Consider the following 16,178-nt stretch of genomic DNA (forward strand, 5'->3'; position numbering starts at 1 on the left):
AAGAGAAAATGATAGGATTTTACAATTATTCAGTAGTATTAACGTACATAAGCTTATTGTCTTCCGTATTCGGAATGACTCAGGCAATACATGGCAGATTTAAAACAGCAATTTTCTGTTTGGCTTTGTCAGGCTTGTGTGACATGTTTGATGGAAAAATCGCAAGAGCAATGAAGAATCGTACAGAAGATGAAAAATCATTTGGAATACAGATTGACTCTTTATGTGATATGGTCTGCTTTGGAGTATTCCCGGCAATGATTTGTTACCTGTTAGGAGTGCGTGGCATCATTGGCATGATAGTGATTGCAATTTACTGTGTGAATTCAGTGATTCGTCTTGCATTTTTCAATGTAATGGAAGCAAAGAATGCTTTGGTCTCCGAAGATGGACAAAAATTCTATAAGGGACTTCCGATTACCTCTATGGCGATTGTTTTACCATTGGTATTTATGGTGCAGTTCTTTATACCGGATTGGGCATTTCGGATTTGCCTGTATTTAGCATTGCTAATTGTTGGTGTATTATTTGTGGTAGATTTCAAGTTAAAGAAGCCGAAGAATTCTACCCTTGCAATACTTGTAGTAATAGTGGCAGCAGCCTTGGTAGTTATGATTATGTTTTCTAAGTATCATGTAGATTTTCGGGCAATTTGGCCATGGGTGCAGATGGTACGACGGTAGGAAGGATAGAGCATGCGATATATTGATAGAGAGGGAAATATTACTACAGAAGATTCCGGTCAGGATAAACTGTTACAGTGGATGTATAATAGTTCTGTGGGAAGAAGTATCTTGCGTTTTTTAATAAAGCCTACTATTTCTAAGGCGGCAGGTTGGCTATTGGATAAAATATGGTCGAAAGTTTTTATTTCTCCTTTTATTCAGAAGAATCATATAGATATGAGCGTATATGAGGAAAAAGAATATACATCATATAATGATTTTTTTACCAGACAGATACGGAAAGAGTGCAGACCCATTGCAGAGGGAGAAAACGTATTAATTAGTCCTTGCGATGGAAAATTGAGTGTGTATCCAGTGGAAGAAAATCAACATTTTATGATAAAAAATACTGCCTATACACTGGAATCATTATTGCGTTCTAAAAAACTGGCAGAAAAATATCAGGGTGGAACCATTTGTGTGTTTCGTTTGACAGTAGATGATTATCACAGATATTGTTATGTAGATGACGGTAGAAAGTCAGCAAATCATCATATTTCCGGAGTGTTCCATACAGTAAATCCGGCTGCAAATGATGTATATCCTATTTATAAAGAAAATACAAGAGAGTTTTCTTTGTTGCAAAGTAAGCATTTCAAGACTGTATTGATGATGGAGGTAGGTGCTCTTATGGTAGGGCGTATTGTCAATCATCAAGAGGAGGCAGAGGTAAAACGGGGAGAGGAAAAAGGAATGTTCGAGTTTGGTGGCTCTACTGTGATTTTGCTTTTCCAAAAGGATGCAGTAGCAATAGAACAACAAATACTGGAAAATACAAAAAATGGATATGAAACCATAGTGAAAATGGGAGAAGAAATTGGTAATAAAAAGTAGACATGTGTGTCTACTTTTTTTGTCATTTTTTTGCGAAAACATGTTAATTTTTTGCGGTATTAATGTAAGATATTGAAAATAAATATATATGGATGGTAAAATAATACTGTATATTATATTATAATTTTAGGGAGGAATACCAATGAAAAAAAACAGAGTAGGAATTATTGCAGTACTGTTATTGTTGGCGTTTGCTTTAGTGGGATGTGGGAGTTCCAAAAAGAAAACGGGAAGCGTATACTACCTGAATTTTAAGCCAGAAGTAGCAGAGGTATGGGAGGAAATTGCAGACACCTATACAAAGGAAACGGGAGTTGATGTAAGGGTAATTACTGCGGCAAGTGGAACATATGAACAGGTTTTACAGTCAGAAATTGCCAAAAGAGAGGCACCGACATTATTCCAGATTAATGGGTCGATTGGATATGAAACATGGTCAAAGTTTTGTCTGGATTTAAAAGATACAGAGCTGTATGATCATTTGCTGGATAAAAGTCTTGCAGTAGAATCAAATGGTGGTGTGTATGGTATTCCGTATGTAGTAGAAGGATACGGAATTATTTACAACGACAGCATTATGAAGAAGTATTTTGCATTACCGGATAAGGCAGTTTCTATTTCTTCTGCGGAGGAAATTAACAATTATGATTTGTTAAAAGCGGTAGTAGAAGATATGACCGCTCATAAAGAGCAGTTAGGAATAGAAGGTGTATTTGCCTCTACCTCTTTAAGTTCCGGTGAAGACTGGAGATGGCAGACGCATCTTATGAATTTACCGATTTATTACGAATTTAACGATAAAGGTGTAAATGATTTGGATGAAATTGATTTTACCTATGCAGATAATTTTAAGAATATCTTTGATTTATATGTAGATAATTCTTGTACAGATAAAATGGAACTGGGGTCTAAAACGGTAAGTGATTCCATGGAAGAATTCGCACAGGGAAAAGTAGCGATGGTACAGAATGGTAACTGGGCTTGGAGCCAGATTGAGTCTATGGATGGAAATGTAGTAGGCGAGGATGATGTGAAATTTCTGCCAATTTATATAGGAGTAGATGGCGAAGAAAGTCAGGGAATCTGTATTGGTACAGAAAACTACTTTAGTGTAAGCAGTTGGGCATCCAAGGAAGATCAGCAAGCAACGATTGACTTTGTAGAGTGGTTGTTTACTTCTGATGTAGGAAAAGATTATGTAACTAATAAACTTGGATTTATTGCACCATTTGATACCTTCAATGATGATGAAGAACCAGATGATCCGTTGGCACAGCAGGTAATTGCTGCAATGTCTGATGACAGCAAACAGAGTGTGGCATGGAACTTTACTGCATTTCCAGGACAGCTTTTCAAAGATCAATTTGGCGCAGATCTTTTAAGTTATGTTAAAGGTGAAATGACCTGGGATGATGTAGTAAGTGATGCAAAGACACAATGGAAAGAACAAAAATAGTCTGTTTATTAGAAGATTGGAGCGAAAACTATGAAGAAAATATTTGGAACCATAAAGGGAAAAGTATCCGTTATGATGATTTCCACTTCCATTCTGCTGATAGCAGGGATTTTATTAGCTTCGAGAGTGGTAAGTGAGAAAAATGTAGTTTCACTGTGTGAAAATTATTTGTATGATGTTTGTACATCAGCGTCAGATACATTATATGAAAGTTTCTGGGGTGATACAGAGAGAACCGATATGTCTGTACGTCTGGAATTTATTTTGAATAGTGTTGGTATTGATGGAATGAAATCAAGCGAAGCCTGTCTGGTTGATACAGACGGAACATATCTTTATTCCAAAGACCGAAGTAAAATCGGAACGACATTGGAAGGAAATAGTGTTGTACAAGAAGTTTTAGATACGTTGAATAACGAAGGGGTAATTACAACTGCGGATGTGCGTGAATGCACGGTTGATGGAAAAGAAAAGTATGTGGCATTTATGTGTACGGTAAATAATTGGGTATTATTTGTACAGGCAGATAAGTCCGAAGTAATGAAACCGGTTAATACAATGAATATGTATTGTATGATAGTAGGAATTATTTTGGTAGCAGTAATTATTTTAATTGGATATATCATTACTTCTGTGATTACAAGACCAATTAAACCATTAACAAAGGTGATTCATTCCATTTCAGAATTTGATTTATCTATGCAAGAAAACATGCCAAAAACCAAAGATGAAATTGGAAATATGGGTGTTGCCATTATTGATATGAAGAGCAAACTGGCGGCGATTGTAGGGAAATTAAGTAATATTTCAGAGAAGTTATTACATAGCTCAGAGGAATTAAGCGAGATATCCAAAGAAGTGAATATGGCATCCACGGATAACTCAGCAACAACAGAAGAACTGGCAGCAGGAATGGAAGAGACTTCTGCATCTTCAGAATCCATTAATGAGAGTATTGCTGATATGCAGGAAAACGTCATCAATGTAACCGGAAAAATTAAAGAAGGAACACAGATGACAACTGATATTATGGAAAAATCAGAAATGTTGGCAACCCAAAGTGAACAAGCAAATAAAAATACCATGGAGATGTATGATGCAATTCGTAAAGTGTCAAAGGATGCAATCGAAAAAGCAACTGCGGTAGACAAGATTAATGAATTGACAGGAACGATTCAGGAAATTGCTGAAGAAACAACGTTGTTGTCCTTGAATGCATCGATTGAAGCTGCAAGAGCCGGTGAAAACGGAAGAGGATTTGCGGTTGTTGCAGATCAAATTGGAAAATTGGCAGAACAAAGTTCTAGTACAGCAACAGGAATTATCGATATCGTAGATCAAGTAAATGAATCAGTGCAGACATTGATGGATTGTTTGAAGCAAACGTTGGAATTTCTTGGAAATGAAGTAACCAAGGATTACAGTGATTTCCTTACATCCGGAAAAGAGTACAAAGAAGCCGCAGAACAAATTCAGAACTTTATGATTGAAGCTGAAAAAGAGGCAGAAGAACTGGAAAAAGGAATAAGCGTTATTACGGAAGCAATTGGAGGAATCAATACGACAATCAACGAATCGGCAGAAGGAGTATCTGATATTGCTGGAAAAACTACGGAAGTAGTAAATTACACTGAGAATCTTTATGAGATGACAAAAGAGTGTGAAGAATTATCGAAACAGTTAAATGAAATTACTTCTGGATTTAAGATGGAGTAAGTAAGAGAAAACTAAGAAACCCGAATGGCATAAACGTCATCCGGGTTTCTTTATATCATAGAAAATCAATGCTTAGCGTGTAAGTTTTTCGATATCTTCAAAGAAAGACGGATAAGAAATTGTAACAACGTCTTTATCGTCAAAAGTAGTTTCGCCATCAGCATTTAGTCCTGCAATTGCAAAAGACATAGCAATTCTGTGATCTAAATGTGTCTGAATACAAGCACCATGAAGTGGTGTACCACCTTTGATAATCATTCCGTCTTCTGTCGGAGTAATGTTACCGCCCATAGCAGAAAGGTTTTCCGTTACAACTGCAATACGGTCAGATTCTTTTACTCGTAGTTCCTGAGCATCAGTAATGGTAGTAGTACCTTCTGCAAAAGCTGCCATAACGGCAATTACAGGTAACTCGTCAATCAATGTAGGAATTAAGTCTCCGCCGATATTAGCTCCGTGTAAAGAACTGCTTTTTACTAAGATATCAGCAACCGGTTCGCCGGAAACGGTTCGTTCATTTAAAAGAGTAATGTTACCGCCCATAGCAAGTGCAGCCTGTATTATCCCATCTCGAGTAGGATTTACACCAACATTTTTTATTAAAATCTCAGAATTCGGTGTAATCAGTCCAAGTGCAATAAAATATGCCGCAGAAGAAATATCTCCCGGAACTTGAATTTGCTGTCCTTGTAAGTAAGGCTCAGGCTCGATGGAAGCGGTAGTACCGGAAGAAGTAATATGAGCACCAAATCCGGTAAGCATAAGCTCTGTATGATTACGAGAAAGAACCGGCTCAGTTACACCGGTAATTCCATCTGCATAAAGTCCTGCAAGAAGAACCGCAGACTTTACTTGTGCGGAAGCCACAGGAGAGTCATAATGAATTCCATGAAGCTGTCCTCCGTAAACAGTAAAAGGAGCACAGTCATTTCCATTTAAACTTTCAAAGCGTGCGCCCATAGAAGAAAGTGGTGTAAAAATACGTTTCATAGGACGTTTTTGAATGGAAGCATCTCCGTTTAGTGTAGTTTCAAAAGGTTGTCCTGCTAAAATTCCGGAAATAAGTCGTGTAGTAGTTCCGCTATTTCCTACATCCAAAGTATGGTTTGCCTGTTTTAATCCGTGAAGTCCCTTTCCGTGGATTAAAATACAATCAGGTGTGTTTTCAATTTCAATTCCAAGACTTCGAAAACAGGAAATTGTCGAAAGACAATCAGCGCCCTGAAGGAAGTTTGTAACTTCGGTTAATCCATCTGAAATAGCACCAAACATGATGGAGCGGTGTGAGATAGATTTATCACCGGGTACAGCAAGTTCTCCGTGAAATGTGTAATTATTTGTAATCTTCATAGAATAGATACCTCTTAACGTTCGTAGACAGTGTAGTGATAGTCGCGAAGCAGAATCAGAGCCTTTTGCAGAGCATTCTCTTCGTAAAATTCAATATGCAGAACACCATCTTGAAATTCTCTGTTATGTATAATACCAATATTTTTTATGCTAATATGATTTTTTGCTAAAATAGTGGCAAGAGTTGCAATACCACCAGTCTCATCAATCAAGTCACAATATATTTCAAAGGTTTTTGAAAGAGGACCAGAACTATTGAGACTTAAAGAGTCTCGGTAATCCTTAGCAGATTGAAAAAAGTCAAGTAAACAAGAACTATTTTCTGTTTTGATTTCTTGACGGATATTTTCCAGAGCTTCAATAAATGAATCTAAAAGATTCAAAATTTGTGTTTGATTGGTAAGACAAATTTGTTGCCACATAATCGGGGAAGAAGAAGCAATTCTAGTCATATCCCGAAAACCGCCGGCAGCGATGGTCTTCATAGTTTCTTCCGGATTATCTAATTTTTTCACCAAATTTACCAGTGTAAAAGCAAGAATATGGGGAAGATGACTGATGGCGGCAGTTGCATAGTCATGCACCTGGTAATCCATTACCATTGGAATGGCTCCCAGAGATTGCACAAAAGTCTGAAATTCTGCTAATAACGTTGGTGAAGTTTTACTGGTGGGGGTCAGAATATAATAGGCATTCTCCAAAAGATATGGAGTTGCATTTATATAGCCGCTTTTTTCTGAACCGCACATGGGATGTCCACCGATAAAATATGCTTCAATAGGAGTTCCTGCAATTTCTTGGTGTATAGCAGTTTTTACGCTCCCGACATCTGTAATAATGCAGGAATTCCTGGCAAAATTTGACAATTTTGCAAGAAATTCTGCATTTTTTTGGACAGGTGCACATAGAAAAATATAACGGCAAGAAGCGAAATCATCGCTAATTGTATCATAAGAATGAGTAAGTACACCGTCTTGTACTGCCTGTGAAAGAGAAGCAGTATCAATATCATATGCAATCAGTGAAATATCGGGATGTACCCGGTGAATTGTCTTGGCAATTGCTCCACCAATCAGACCAAGACCGATAAAACCAATTTTATCTGGCAACATCCTTATTTCCTCCCGGTCAATGCTACATATGGCTTTAGATTTGTCATAACAGAATCAAACTGTTCAAATGTAAGTGACTGTGGTCCGTCGGAAAGCGCATGTGCAGGATCATTGTGAACTTCAATCATAAGACCGTCAGCACCACATGCAACGGCAGCTTTTGCTAATGGTTCTACATAACTTCTTACACCAGTAGCATGGCTTGGGTCAACGATAACCGGAAGATGTGTTTTCTCTTTTAATACGCAAACAGCACTTAAGTCTAAGGTGTTTCTGGTAGCAGTCTCATAGGTACGAATACCACGTTCGCATAAAACAACATTTGGATTTCCTTCCGACATGATGTACTCAGCAGCGTTTAACCATTCATCCACGGTAGCGCATAGTCCACGTTTTAAAAGAACCGGATGCTTTGTTTTTCCTACCTCTTTTAATAATTCAAAGTTCTGCATGTTACGAGCACCTACCTGGAGCATGTCTACATACTTGGTTGCAAGTTCTACAGCATGGATACTGGTAACTTCACAAATACCGGCAAGTCCTGTTTCAGCGCAGGCAGTCTGCATGAACTTTAATCCATCTTCTTCTAATCCCTGGAAAGAATATGGACTGGTTCTTGGCTTGAAAGCCCCACCTCTTAAAATAGTAGCACCGGATTTTTTTACAGCCTTTGCGATACACATCAATTGTTCTTCGGTTTCTACTGCACATGGGCCTGCCATGATTGTCATGGTGTTCGGACCGATGGTAGTATTACGAACAGATACGCTTGTTGGTTCTGGATGGAACTTTTTGTTTGCAAGTTTGTAGCTTTCGGTAATGGGAACGACCTTGTCTACAGCATGAAGTCCTTCGATTGCCTGTGTATTTAAGCGAGACTTATCTCCGATAACACCGATAATGGTGACTTCTTCTCCTTTGGAAAGGTGTGTGGAAAGTCCGCAAGAAGTGATAGTAGATACCACTTTTTCAATTGCTTCCTGAGAAGCATTTTGTTTCATTACAATAATCATAATCTAAACCCTCAACTTTTCTAAAATTTCGTGATTGTTTCTATCATAAGTGATAGAAAAGAAAAAGTCAACACTTTGTCGCGTCAAAGTGAAAAAGCAATATGTGCAAGATTGATAATAATTGCAAAAAAAGAAAAGAAAAATAAAAGGTATTTTCAATAAAAAGAATAATCTCAATAAATAAATTGGAAAATATGAACAAAATAGTTGAAAAAATACAAACAATTTAGTAAAATATATACTATAAAAACAATAGCATTGGGGGAATTGACATGAACGTTTACACAACAGACAAAATTAGAAATATTGCACTTCTGGGACATGGCGGATGTGGAAAGACCACTTTGGTAGAAGCAATGGCATACCTTTCCGGACTGACCACCAGAATGGGAAAGATTAGTGATGGAAATACCATTAGTGATTATGATAAGGAAGAAATCAAACGCCTCTTTTCCATTAATACAACCGTAGTACCAATTATTTGGGAAGACACCAAAATCAATGTATTAGATACACCGGGCTATTTTGGATTTGTAGGAGAAGTAGAAGAAGCAGTCAGTGTAGCAGATGCTGCGGTGATTGTAGTATCCGGGAAAAACGGAATTGAAGTGGGTACACAGAAGGCATGGGATATTTGCGAAAAGTATAAGATTCCAAGAATGTTTTTTGTAACAGAAATGGATGATGATAATGCAAGTTTTCGTCAGGTAGTAGAAGATTTACAGGAGATGTATGGAAAGAAAATCGCGCCATTTCATTTGCCAATCCGTGAAAACGAAAAGTTTGTGGGATATGTAAATGTTGTGACACAGACCGGAAATCGTTGGAATGATAAGGGAGAAGTAGAAGAAGTGCCTGTTCCGGATTATTCCAAACCTAACTTGGAGATTTGTCGAGAAGCTTTAATGGAGGCGGTTGCAGAGACAAGCGAAGAGTTTATGGAACGCTATTTTGCAGGAGAAGAATTTTCAGAGTTTGAAATTCGTACAGCACTTCGAAATAATGTGGCAGACGGAAGTATTATTCCGATTTCTATGGGCTCCAGTATTATGGCACAGGGAGTTTATACTCTATTAGATGATATTTTAAAATATCTTCCAAGCCCGGAGAAACGTTCCTGCAAGGGAGTCAATATGAAAACAAATGAAGTATTCGAGGGGGACTATGACATTGCAAAACCGAAGAGTGCTTATATTTTTAAAACCATTGCAGATCCTTTTATCGGAAAATATTCTCTCATAAAAGTAAATTCCGGCGTACTTAAGACAGACGATGTTTTGTACAATTCCGAGAAGGATATGGAAGATAAAATCGGAAAAATTTACATTATGCAAGGAAATAAACCAACGGAAGTTCCGGAACTTCATGCAGGTGATATTGGTGCATTAGCAAAACTTTCCAAGGTTGGAACCAGAGATACCTTATCTACCAAGGCAGCCCCGGTTATGTACGGAAAAACTCAGATTTCCACGCCATATACTTACATGCGGTATAAGGCAAAAAATAAAGGGGACGAAGATAAAATATCTCAGGCATTGCAAAAATTGATGCAGGAAGATTTAACTCTTAAAGTAGTAAATGACAGTGCTAATGGACAGAGCTTGATATATGGAATCGGAGATCAACATCTGGAAGTAGTGGTAAGTAAGTTGAAAGAACGCTATAAAGTAGAAATTGAATTAAGCCGACCAAAGATTGCATTTCGTGAGACTATTCGCAAAAAGGCAGATGTAGAGTATAAATATAAAAAGCAGTCTGGTGGACACGGTCAGTACGGACATGTAAAAATGATCTTTGAACCAAGTGGCGATTTGGAAACACCGTATGTATTTGAGCAGCAGGTAGTTGGTGGAGCAGTTCCGAAGAACTTTTTCCCGGCAGTGGAAAAGGGACTTCAGGAATCCGTACAAAAAGGTCCTATGGCGGCATATCCGGTAGTGGGAATAAAAGCAGTATTGTATGACGGTTCTTATCATCCGGTAGATTCATCCGAAATGGCATTTAAGATGGCAACCATTCAGGCGTTTAAGAAAGGTATTATGGAAGCATCCCCAATATTATTGGAGCCAATTGCAACTTTAAAAGTTGTAGTACCGGATAAGTATACCGGAGATATTATGGGGGATTTAAACAAACGCCGAGGCAGAGTATTAGGCATGAATCCGGTAGAAACAGGAAAAACCGAGATTACAGCAGATGTACCATATATGGAACTATATGGATATATGACAGACTTGCGTTCTATGACAGGAGGCAGTGGCGTATTTTCTTATGAATTTGCAAGGTATGAACAAACACCAAGTGATATTCAAGAGAAAGAAGTGGCTGCAAGAGCGAATAAATTAGAAAAAGACGAAGAGTAGAAAAATGATATTTACAGAGAATTCCGTAGAATACATATCTGCGGAATTCTCTTTTTATGCAATAGGAATTTGCATCCTATTGCATAAAAAACGCTCCGCGAATCCTTTACGTTAGGTAGCGGTGATTACACCGCAGGCAATCATACTACCGGAATTTCCGGAAGGTTGACTGTGAAAATCGTCCGGGTTTTCATGTATAATCACAGTTCTGCCAAGAATTTCAGAAATAGAAAAACGCTCTGTATAATATAACATCCAGGCAAATCCATTATTGGAAAAAAGAGGAGGCAGGTCACCGGCATGTTCCGGGTGCTGGCAGGAGTTGGGGTTGAAATGCATTCCGGCATTGGCAAAAGGGTTGTCGGAAGTTCCGGTGCAGCTACCACCTTCATGAATATGAAAGCCATGAATAAATGGTGCGCAAGGCGAGGATTCTCCGGTAGGAAGTCCATATATTTCCGCATTTACAATTACACCGGTACCGGAAGAATAGAATCGGACAATACCGTGAAGATTCGGATAGCTGGGAGAACCGTTTATTCGGGCATATGCTTCCGGCATTTGATACAAAACTTCTTCCAAATAAGAAAGTCCCGGATTTTCATAGGAATTAGTATTAGAATTTTGTGTCATAAGTAACTCCAAAAAAGATTGTTCGGTTTAGTATATGCGAAAAGGAAAGAAAAGTGTTGCCTAAATCTTGACAAATTATCCCCTTGTGATAAACTTTTAAAAGTATAGGTATATACATATAGAATGAAAAAGATTGGCATATTGCCAAGTTTAGGAGGAAATAGAAGATGGCAACACCGTATAACCACAGAGCCGTAGAAGAAAAATGGCAGAAAATATGGGATGATGAAAAAGCTTTTGCTGCAACAGACGATTATTCAAAGCCAAAATATTACGCATTAGTAGAGTTCCCATATCCTTCAGGAAAGGGACTTCATGTAGGACATCCAAGACCTTACACAGCACTTGATATCGTTGCAAGAAAAAGAAGAATGCAAGGATATAATGTACTATATCCAATGGGATGGGATGCATTTGGATTACCAACAGAGAACTATGCAATCAAGAATAAGATTCATCCAAAGATTGTAACAAAGAATAACGTAGAAAGATTCAAAAAGCAGTTACATTCCTTAGGATATTCCTTTGATTGGGATAGAGAGATTAATACAACTGATCCGGAATATTATAAATGGACCCAGTGGATTTTCTTGAAATTATTTAAAGCAGGACTTGCTTATAAAACAGAGATGCCAATTAACTGGTGTACTTCTTGTAAAGTAGGACTTGCAAATGAGGAAGTTGTAAATGGTGTATGTGAGCGATGCGGTGCACCGGTAGTCCGCAAAGTAAAAAGCCAGTGGATGTTAAAAATCACAGAATATGCAGATAAACTTTTGGAAGGATTAAACGATGTAGACTACATTGAAAGAGTAAAAGTTTCACAGCGTAACTGGATTGGAAAGAGCCAGGGTGCAGAAGTAGACTTTCAGATTGCAGGAAAAGAAGATAAGCTTACTGTTTACACAACAAGACCGGATACTTTATTTGGCGCAACATATATGGTAGTTTCTCCGGAACATCCAGCATTGGATAAATACAAGGATGAAATTGAAAACTGGGATGAAATTGTAGCATACAGAGAACAGGCAGCAAGAAAGTCTGACTTTGAACGTTCTGAGCTTGCAAAAGAAAAGACCGGTGTAGAAATTAAAGGACTTAAGGCAGTAGACCCTGTAAATGATAAAGAGATTCCAATCTGGGTATCTGATTATGTATTAATGAGCTACGGAACAGGAGCAATCATGGCAGTTCCGGCACATGATACCAGAGACTGGGAGTTTGCAAAGAAATTCAACTTACCAATCATTGAAGTAGTAGCAGGTGGTAAAAATGTACAGGAAGAAGCCTATACCGATGTTGCTACCGGAAAATTGATTAATTCCGGATTCTTAGATGGACTGGAAGTGGCAGAGGCAAAGAAGAAAATCATTGCGTTCTTAGAAGAAAAAGGAATTGGAAAAGGAAAAACCAATTACAAATTAAGAGACTGGGTATTCTCACGTCAGCGTTATTGGGGAGAACCTATTCCAATTGTAAAATGTGAAAAATGCGGCTATGTGCCAATTTCAGAAAGTGAACTTCCGTTAGAGCTTCCGGAAGTAGAAAGCTATATGCCAACAGATAACGGAGAGTCACCATTAGCAGCTATGGATGAATGGGTAAATACAACTTGTCCATGTTGTGGTGGACCTGCAAAGAGAGAGACAGATACTATGCCACAGTGGGCAGGATCTTCCTGGTATTTCCTTCGTTACACAGATCCACATAACCATGAAGCACTGGCAAGTCCGGAAGCATTGAAATATTGGTTACCGGTTGACTGGTATAACGGTGGTATGGAACATACAACATTACATTTACTGTATTCCAGATTCTGGCATAAGTTCTTATATGATGAGAAGATTGTTCCTACTCCGGAACCATATCAGAAGAGAACTTCTCATGGTATGATATTAGGTGAAAACGGAGAAAAGATGTCAAAATCCAGAGGAAATGTTGTAAACCCGGATGATATTGTTATGGATTATGGCGCAGATACACTTCGTACCTACGAAATGTTCATTGGAGCATTTGACCTTAGTGCTTCCTGGTCTGAAAACGGAGTAAAGGGTTGTAGAAGATTCTTAGAGCGTGTATGGAAGTTACAGGATATTTTAGTAGACGGAGATGCATACAGTGCAGAATTTGAAACAAAGATGCACCAGTTAATTAAGAAAGTAAGCTCTGATTATGAGAACTTAAAATATAACACAGCTATTGCTGCATTGATGTCTATCTTAAATGATTTCTCCAAAGCAGGAAAAATCAATCGTGCAGAGTTTAAGACATTCTTGGTATTGTTGAATCCGGTAGCACCACATATTACAGAAGAATTGTGGACTGCATGCGGATATGAAGGAAGATTGTATCAGACTGCATGGCCGGAATACGACGAAGAAAAGACCAAAGAAGATACCGTAGAGATTGCCGTACAGTTAAATGGAAAAACAAAAACTACTGTTACCATTGCAGTAGATGCTGATAAAGATACAGCCATTGCAATGGGAAAAGAAGCACTTGGAGATAAATTAACCGGAAATATTATCAAAGAAATTTATGTTCCTGGTAAAATTATCAATATTGTAGCAAAACCATAAAAAATATAAGCTCAGAATGGTTAGAAGATAACCGTTCTGGGCTTATTTATATCATAGAAAATATCGTTTTGTTTTTAACGTTTCATGTTTTTCAGCATTTGCATAAGCAAATCGACCTTTTTTTGTTCCTGAGGGGACATATTCTGTTTTAATACTTCCACAATCATCTCTCTTTCATTAGAAGAAAAATTAATACCCTGTTTTTGCGCGGTTTCCGAAGCATTTTTTAACGATTCAGCCATTTCCTGTGGTGTTTCTTTGGGAGAATTGTTTTGTGCAAGGTTCATTAAAAGGGCAAGTTTTTCTGGTGAAATATTCTGTAATTGCGGATTGTTTAATAAGTCTGCCGGATTCATAAGACTCCTTTCCGAAAATTATTGAGAAAATAAGGTTTCATAAGTAGAGAACATCTGTACGAAATTGATAAGATTATCTACGGTTTCTTTTTCAGAATCGTTACAATATTCTCGAATAGCGGTCAACATTTGTACCGGGCGTTCCTCATCGGAACTTTCTTCGGAACACATTTTTAAATTGTTCACCGGATTTTGAAAAAGTGCCATGGTACGTTGCAATTCCATGAATTTTGCTAACATAGCCATATCCCGTTGCCGAGAAGGGTTTAGATATGGAAGAGCAGATTTTATCATTTGCAGATGTTTATCCTGAATTAAATTATCAAGACTTTCCATTTCGTCATCACCATTTTTTATTTTAATTTATGAAGAAGAGACGGAAGATATAACCAGCTTTTGAAAAAAGCATATATTATTAATGGAGGTGGCTGATTATGGGAAAATTAATTATAGATGGAAATAGTGTATATGAAATAGATGAAGAATGTATTCGGAAAAAGGAAAAGGAAAGCAAGGAAAAAAAGGAAGAAAAGAAACAGGAAGGGCAACATCATAGATAAAAAGAAAAACCCGGAAATGCCGGGTTTTTCTAAAAATGAAATACTAGAAGCATCCACAGCCGTTGTTGTTACCGCATCCACCACAGCAGAAAAGTAATAAGATAATCCAGATACAGCTGTTGTTTCCGAAGCAGCTATCACCACAGCCATTGTTACCACATCCACCACAGCAGAAGAGTAATAAGATAATCCAGATACAGCTGTTGTTAAGGCAGCCTCCGTTGTTGTTTTCACATCCACATCCACAGTTTGTTGCAGCTAAATCACTCATGTTCAAATCCTCCATAATTTTGATTACAATGTATCATATGAGAAGGGCTTGGGTGTGTTTACAGATGTTTGAAAAAAAATTTTGTAAATTATTTCGTAGTCTGATATAATTTTAGTATAAATATAAGAGCGGTTAAAATAATGGAATGATTATAACGAAACAGGGAGGCGTTACTATATGGATACGGTAGTAATCATAGATGATAGTAAAAAGATGATTGAAAACTATATAAGAATGTTAGAAGCCTGTAAGGAAGAAATGAACTTTAAATACTTTAAATACCCGGAAAAGGCAGTGGAATATATCCGTAAAGAAGGGGCGGCTGTGGTAGTATGTGAGTTAGATATGCCGGTTATGTCGGGAAAAGAAGTATTTGAAATGATAGATATGATTTCACCGGAAACGGTAAAAATAGCAATGACACAGGTAAAAGACATTAAGGAAACACTGGAGATTGTAAATCATAGCCGAATTTTTAAAGTGATTCTGAAACCATTCTTTTTCCCGGAAGATTTATTAGAACCCATTAAGTCAGCAATAAATTATTATAAGCTCTTAGAGAAAAGGAAAAGTAAGTCATTACAAACCTTAACGGAAGTTAGTGCACCAAGCAGAGCAAATAAACGCCTGGTCGGAGAAGGGGAGAAAAAGAAGCAGATTTATTATGATATTTCTAAAACCATGAGTGGAATGATAAACGGAAATTTACAATGTGGAAATATAGAACTCTCCCGGGGCGAGAAAGAGGTGATTTCAAAGTTGATGGATGGATTATTTCAGGAATTCATGCGTTATTATATGTTTGGTGCGCAGAATTATATTTTTCATATCAATTATTTAATGAATCTGTTTCATGCGCCGGACGAGCATCAGGTATTTCGATTGAAGCGTGAACATAACCAAGAACTACCAGATGAAGTTTTAAAGAAAATAGCATATACTATTTTTATTGTAGGGTATGTGGCAAAAGAAATATATGGACAATATCAGTTGAAGACAGTAATTGACAAAAAGAACGAGGGATATGTATTAGGATTGTTACTGAAAATACCGGGACAGAAGTCGGCACAAACAATATTTGGAAAAAGAGTAACAGAAGTGGTAAGACAGGTGACACAGAAAATGATTGACATTTTAGCAAAGAGTAGCTTGCAAGAGGTTTCGGAGAATCTGATAGCAGAGAAAATCTATTATTAAAGTGTGAAAAGGG

General features: G+C 37.6%; 15 protein-coding genes. 8 read left to right on the plus strand and 7 right to left on the minus strand.

Features of this window, described 5'->3' with window-relative positions; translation table 11 throughout:
• Positions 1-8: 8 nt before the first annotated feature.
• The 4 genes from KQI83_RS03990 to KQI83_RS04005 all read left to right on the plus strand — a co-directional run bounded on the left by KQI83_RS03990 (position 9) and on the right by KQI83_RS04005 (position 4,731).
• A complete protein-coding gene (locus KQI83_RS03990) occupies positions 9-683 on the plus strand; it encodes a CDP-alcohol phosphatidyltransferase family protein (RefSeq protein WP_216554905.1) in 675 nt (224 codons plus the stop codon).
• A gap of 12 nt (positions 684-695) precedes the next feature.
• Positions 696-1,559, plus strand: coding sequence for a phosphatidylserine decarboxylase (locus KQI83_RS03995; protein ID WP_216554907.1), 864 nt, complete (start codon positions 696-698; stop codon positions 1,557-1,559).
• Positions 1,560-1,701: 142 nt separating this feature from the next.
• A complete protein-coding gene (locus tag KQI83_RS04000; protein ID WP_216554909.1) occupies positions 1,702-3,015 on the plus strand; it encodes an ABC transporter substrate-binding protein in 1,314 nt (437 codons plus the stop codon).
• Between the two features lie 30 nt (positions 3,016-3,045).
• The gene (locus KQI83_RS04005; RefSeq protein WP_216554911.1) at positions 3,046-4,731 is read left to right on the plus strand and encodes a methyl-accepting chemotaxis protein; all 1,686 of its coding nucleotides are present in this window, start codon (positions 3,046-3,048) and stop codon (positions 4,729-4,731) included.
• Between the two features lie 72 nt (positions 4,732-4,803).
• On the opposite strand, the gene aroA is transcribed toward KQI83_RS04005, so the two are convergent.
• The 3 genes from aroA to aroF are packed head-to-tail and all read right to left on the minus strand — an operon-like array spanning position 4,804 to position 8,206.
• Entirely contained in the window at positions 4,804-6,081 is a 1,278-nt protein-coding gene (aroA, locus tag KQI83_RS04010) for a 3-phosphoshikimate 1-carboxyvinyltransferase (protein ID WP_216554913.1), read from the minus strand.
• Between the two features lie 14 nt (positions 6,082-6,095).
• Complete coding sequence (locus KQI83_RS04015) at positions 6,096-7,193, minus strand: prephenate dehydrogenase (RefSeq protein ID WP_216554914.1); 1,098 nt, start codon at positions 7,191-7,193, stop codon at positions 6,096-6,098.
• A 2-nt stretch (positions 7,194-7,195) separates the two neighbouring features.
• Positions 7,196-8,206 (minus strand): 3-deoxy-7-phosphoheptulonate synthase, encoded by a 1,011-nt coding sequence (gene aroF, locus KQI83_RS04020; protein WP_216554915.1) that lies wholly within the window; start codon positions 8,204-8,206, stop codon positions 7,196-7,198.
• Positions 8,207-8,478: 272 nt separating this feature from the next.
• On the opposite strand from aroF, the gene KQI83_RS04025 reads away from it, so the two are divergent.
• Complete coding sequence (locus KQI83_RS04025) at positions 8,479-10,569, plus strand: elongation factor G (RefSeq protein ID WP_216554916.1); 2,091 nt, start codon at positions 8,479-8,481, stop codon at positions 10,567-10,569.
• A 111-nt stretch (positions 10,570-10,680) separates the two neighbouring features.
• Here the strand turns inward: KQI83_RS04025 and KQI83_RS04030 are convergent, their stop codons facing one another.
• Entirely contained in the window at positions 10,681-11,202 is a 522-nt protein-coding gene (locus KQI83_RS04030; protein WP_330622302.1) for a superoxide dismutase family protein, read from the minus strand.
• A gap of 167 nt (positions 11,203-11,369) precedes the next feature.
• On the opposite strand from KQI83_RS04030, the gene leuS reads away from it, so the two are divergent.
• Positions 11,370-13,781 carry a leucine--tRNA ligase gene (gene leuS / locus KQI83_RS04035; RefSeq protein ID WP_216554917.1) on the plus strand — a complete coding sequence of 804 codons (2,412 nt, stop codon included), beginning with the start codon at positions 11,370-11,372 and terminating at the stop codon, positions 13,779-13,781.
• Between the two features lie 74 nt (positions 13,782-13,855).
• On the opposite strand, the gene KQI83_RS04040 is transcribed toward leuS, so the two are convergent.
• Both KQI83_RS04040 and KQI83_RS04045 read right to left on the minus strand, forming a co-directional pair.
• A complete protein-coding gene (locus tag KQI83_RS04040) occupies positions 13,856-14,137 on the minus strand; it encodes a hypothetical protein (RefSeq protein WP_216554918.1) in 282 nt (93 codons plus the stop codon).
• A gap of 18 nt (positions 14,138-14,155) precedes the next feature.
• Positions 14,156-14,473, minus strand: a complete 318-nt coding sequence (locus KQI83_RS04045) for a hypothetical protein (RefSeq protein WP_216554920.1) — start codon at positions 14,471-14,473, stop codon at positions 14,156-14,158.
• A gap of 98 nt (positions 14,474-14,571) precedes the next feature.
• Between KQI83_RS04045 and KQI83_RS16935 the strand changes: the two genes are divergently transcribed.
• Complete coding sequence (locus KQI83_RS16935) at positions 14,572-14,697, plus strand: hypothetical protein (protein ID WP_256447802.1); 126 nt, start codon at positions 14,572-14,574, stop codon at positions 14,695-14,697.
• 43 nt (positions 14,698-14,740) lie between these two features.
• On the opposite strand, the gene KQI83_RS04050 is transcribed toward KQI83_RS16935, so the two are convergent.
• Positions 14,741-14,968, minus strand: coding sequence for a chorion class high-cysteine HCB protein 13 (locus tag KQI83_RS04050; protein ID WP_216554922.1), 228 nt, complete (start codon positions 14,966-14,968; stop codon positions 14,741-14,743).
• 177 nt (positions 14,969-15,145) lie between these two features.
• Between KQI83_RS04050 and KQI83_RS04055 the strand changes: the two genes are divergently transcribed.
• Complete coding sequence (locus KQI83_RS04055) at positions 15,146-16,165, plus strand: response regulator (protein ID WP_216554924.1); 1,020 nt, start codon at positions 15,146-15,148, stop codon at positions 16,163-16,165.
• Positions 16,166-16,178: the final 13 nt, after the last annotated feature.

It is taken from the genome of Roseburia sp. MSJ-14, assembly GCF_018918225.1.
GTDB lineage: Bacteria > Bacillota > Clostridia > Lachnospirales > Lachnospiraceae > Petralouisia.

Excerpts from the sequence above, each read along its gene's own strand:
- aroA (WP_216554913.1), bottom strand. The coding sequence starts at position 6,081 with ATGAAGATTACAAATAATTACACATTTCACGGAGAACTTGCTGTACCC.
- KQI83_RS04050 (WP_216554922.1), bottom strand. The coding sequence starts at position 14,968 with ATGAGTGATTTAGCTGCAACAAACTGTGGATGTGGATGTGAAAACAAC.
- aroF (WP_216554915.1), bottom strand. The coding sequence starts at position 8,206 with ATGATTATTGTAATGAAACAAAATGCTTCTCAGGAAGCAATTGAAAAA.
- KQI83_RS04005 (WP_216554911.1), top strand. The coding sequence starts at position 3,046 with ATGAAGAAAATATTTGGAACCATAAAGGGAAAAGTATCCGTTATGATG.
- KQI83_RS04040 (WP_216554918.1), bottom strand. The coding sequence starts at position 14,137 with ATGAATCCGGCAGACTTATTAAACAATCCGCAATTACAGAATATTTCA.
- KQI83_RS03990 (WP_216554905.1), top strand. The coding sequence starts at position 9 with ATGATAGGATTTTACAATTATTCAGTAGTATTAACGTACATAAGCTTA.
- KQI83_RS04030 (WP_330622302.1), bottom strand. The coding sequence starts at position 11,202 with ATGACACAAAATTCTAATACTAATTCCTATGAAAATCCGGGACTTTCT.
- KQI83_RS04015 (WP_216554914.1), bottom strand. The coding sequence starts at position 7,193 with ATGTTGCCAGATAAAATTGGTTTTATCGGTCTTGGTCTGATTGGTGGA.
- KQI83_RS04045 (WP_216554920.1), bottom strand. The coding sequence starts at position 14,473 with ATGGAAAGTCTTGATAATTTAATTCAGGATAAACATCTGCAAATGATA.
- leuS (WP_216554917.1), top strand. The coding sequence starts at position 11,370 with ATGGCAACACCGTATAACCACAGAGCCGTAGAAGAAAAATGGCAGAAA.
- KQI83_RS16935 (WP_256447802.1), top strand. The coding sequence starts at position 14,572 with ATGGGAAAATTAATTATAGATGGAAATAGTGTATATGAAATAGATGAA.
- KQI83_RS04055 (WP_216554924.1), top strand. The coding sequence starts at position 15,146 with ATGGATACGGTAGTAATCATAGATGATAGTAAAAAGATGATTGAAAAC.
- KQI83_RS04000 (WP_216554909.1), top strand. The coding sequence starts at position 1,702 with ATGAAAAAAAACAGAGTAGGAATTATTGCAGTACTGTTATTGTTGGCG.
- KQI83_RS04025 (WP_216554916.1), top strand. The coding sequence starts at position 8,479 with ATGAACGTTTACACAACAGACAAAATTAGAAATATTGCACTTCTGGGA.
- KQI83_RS03995 (WP_216554907.1), top strand. The coding sequence starts at position 696 with ATGCGATATATTGATAGAGAGGGAAATATTACTACAGAAGATTCCGGT.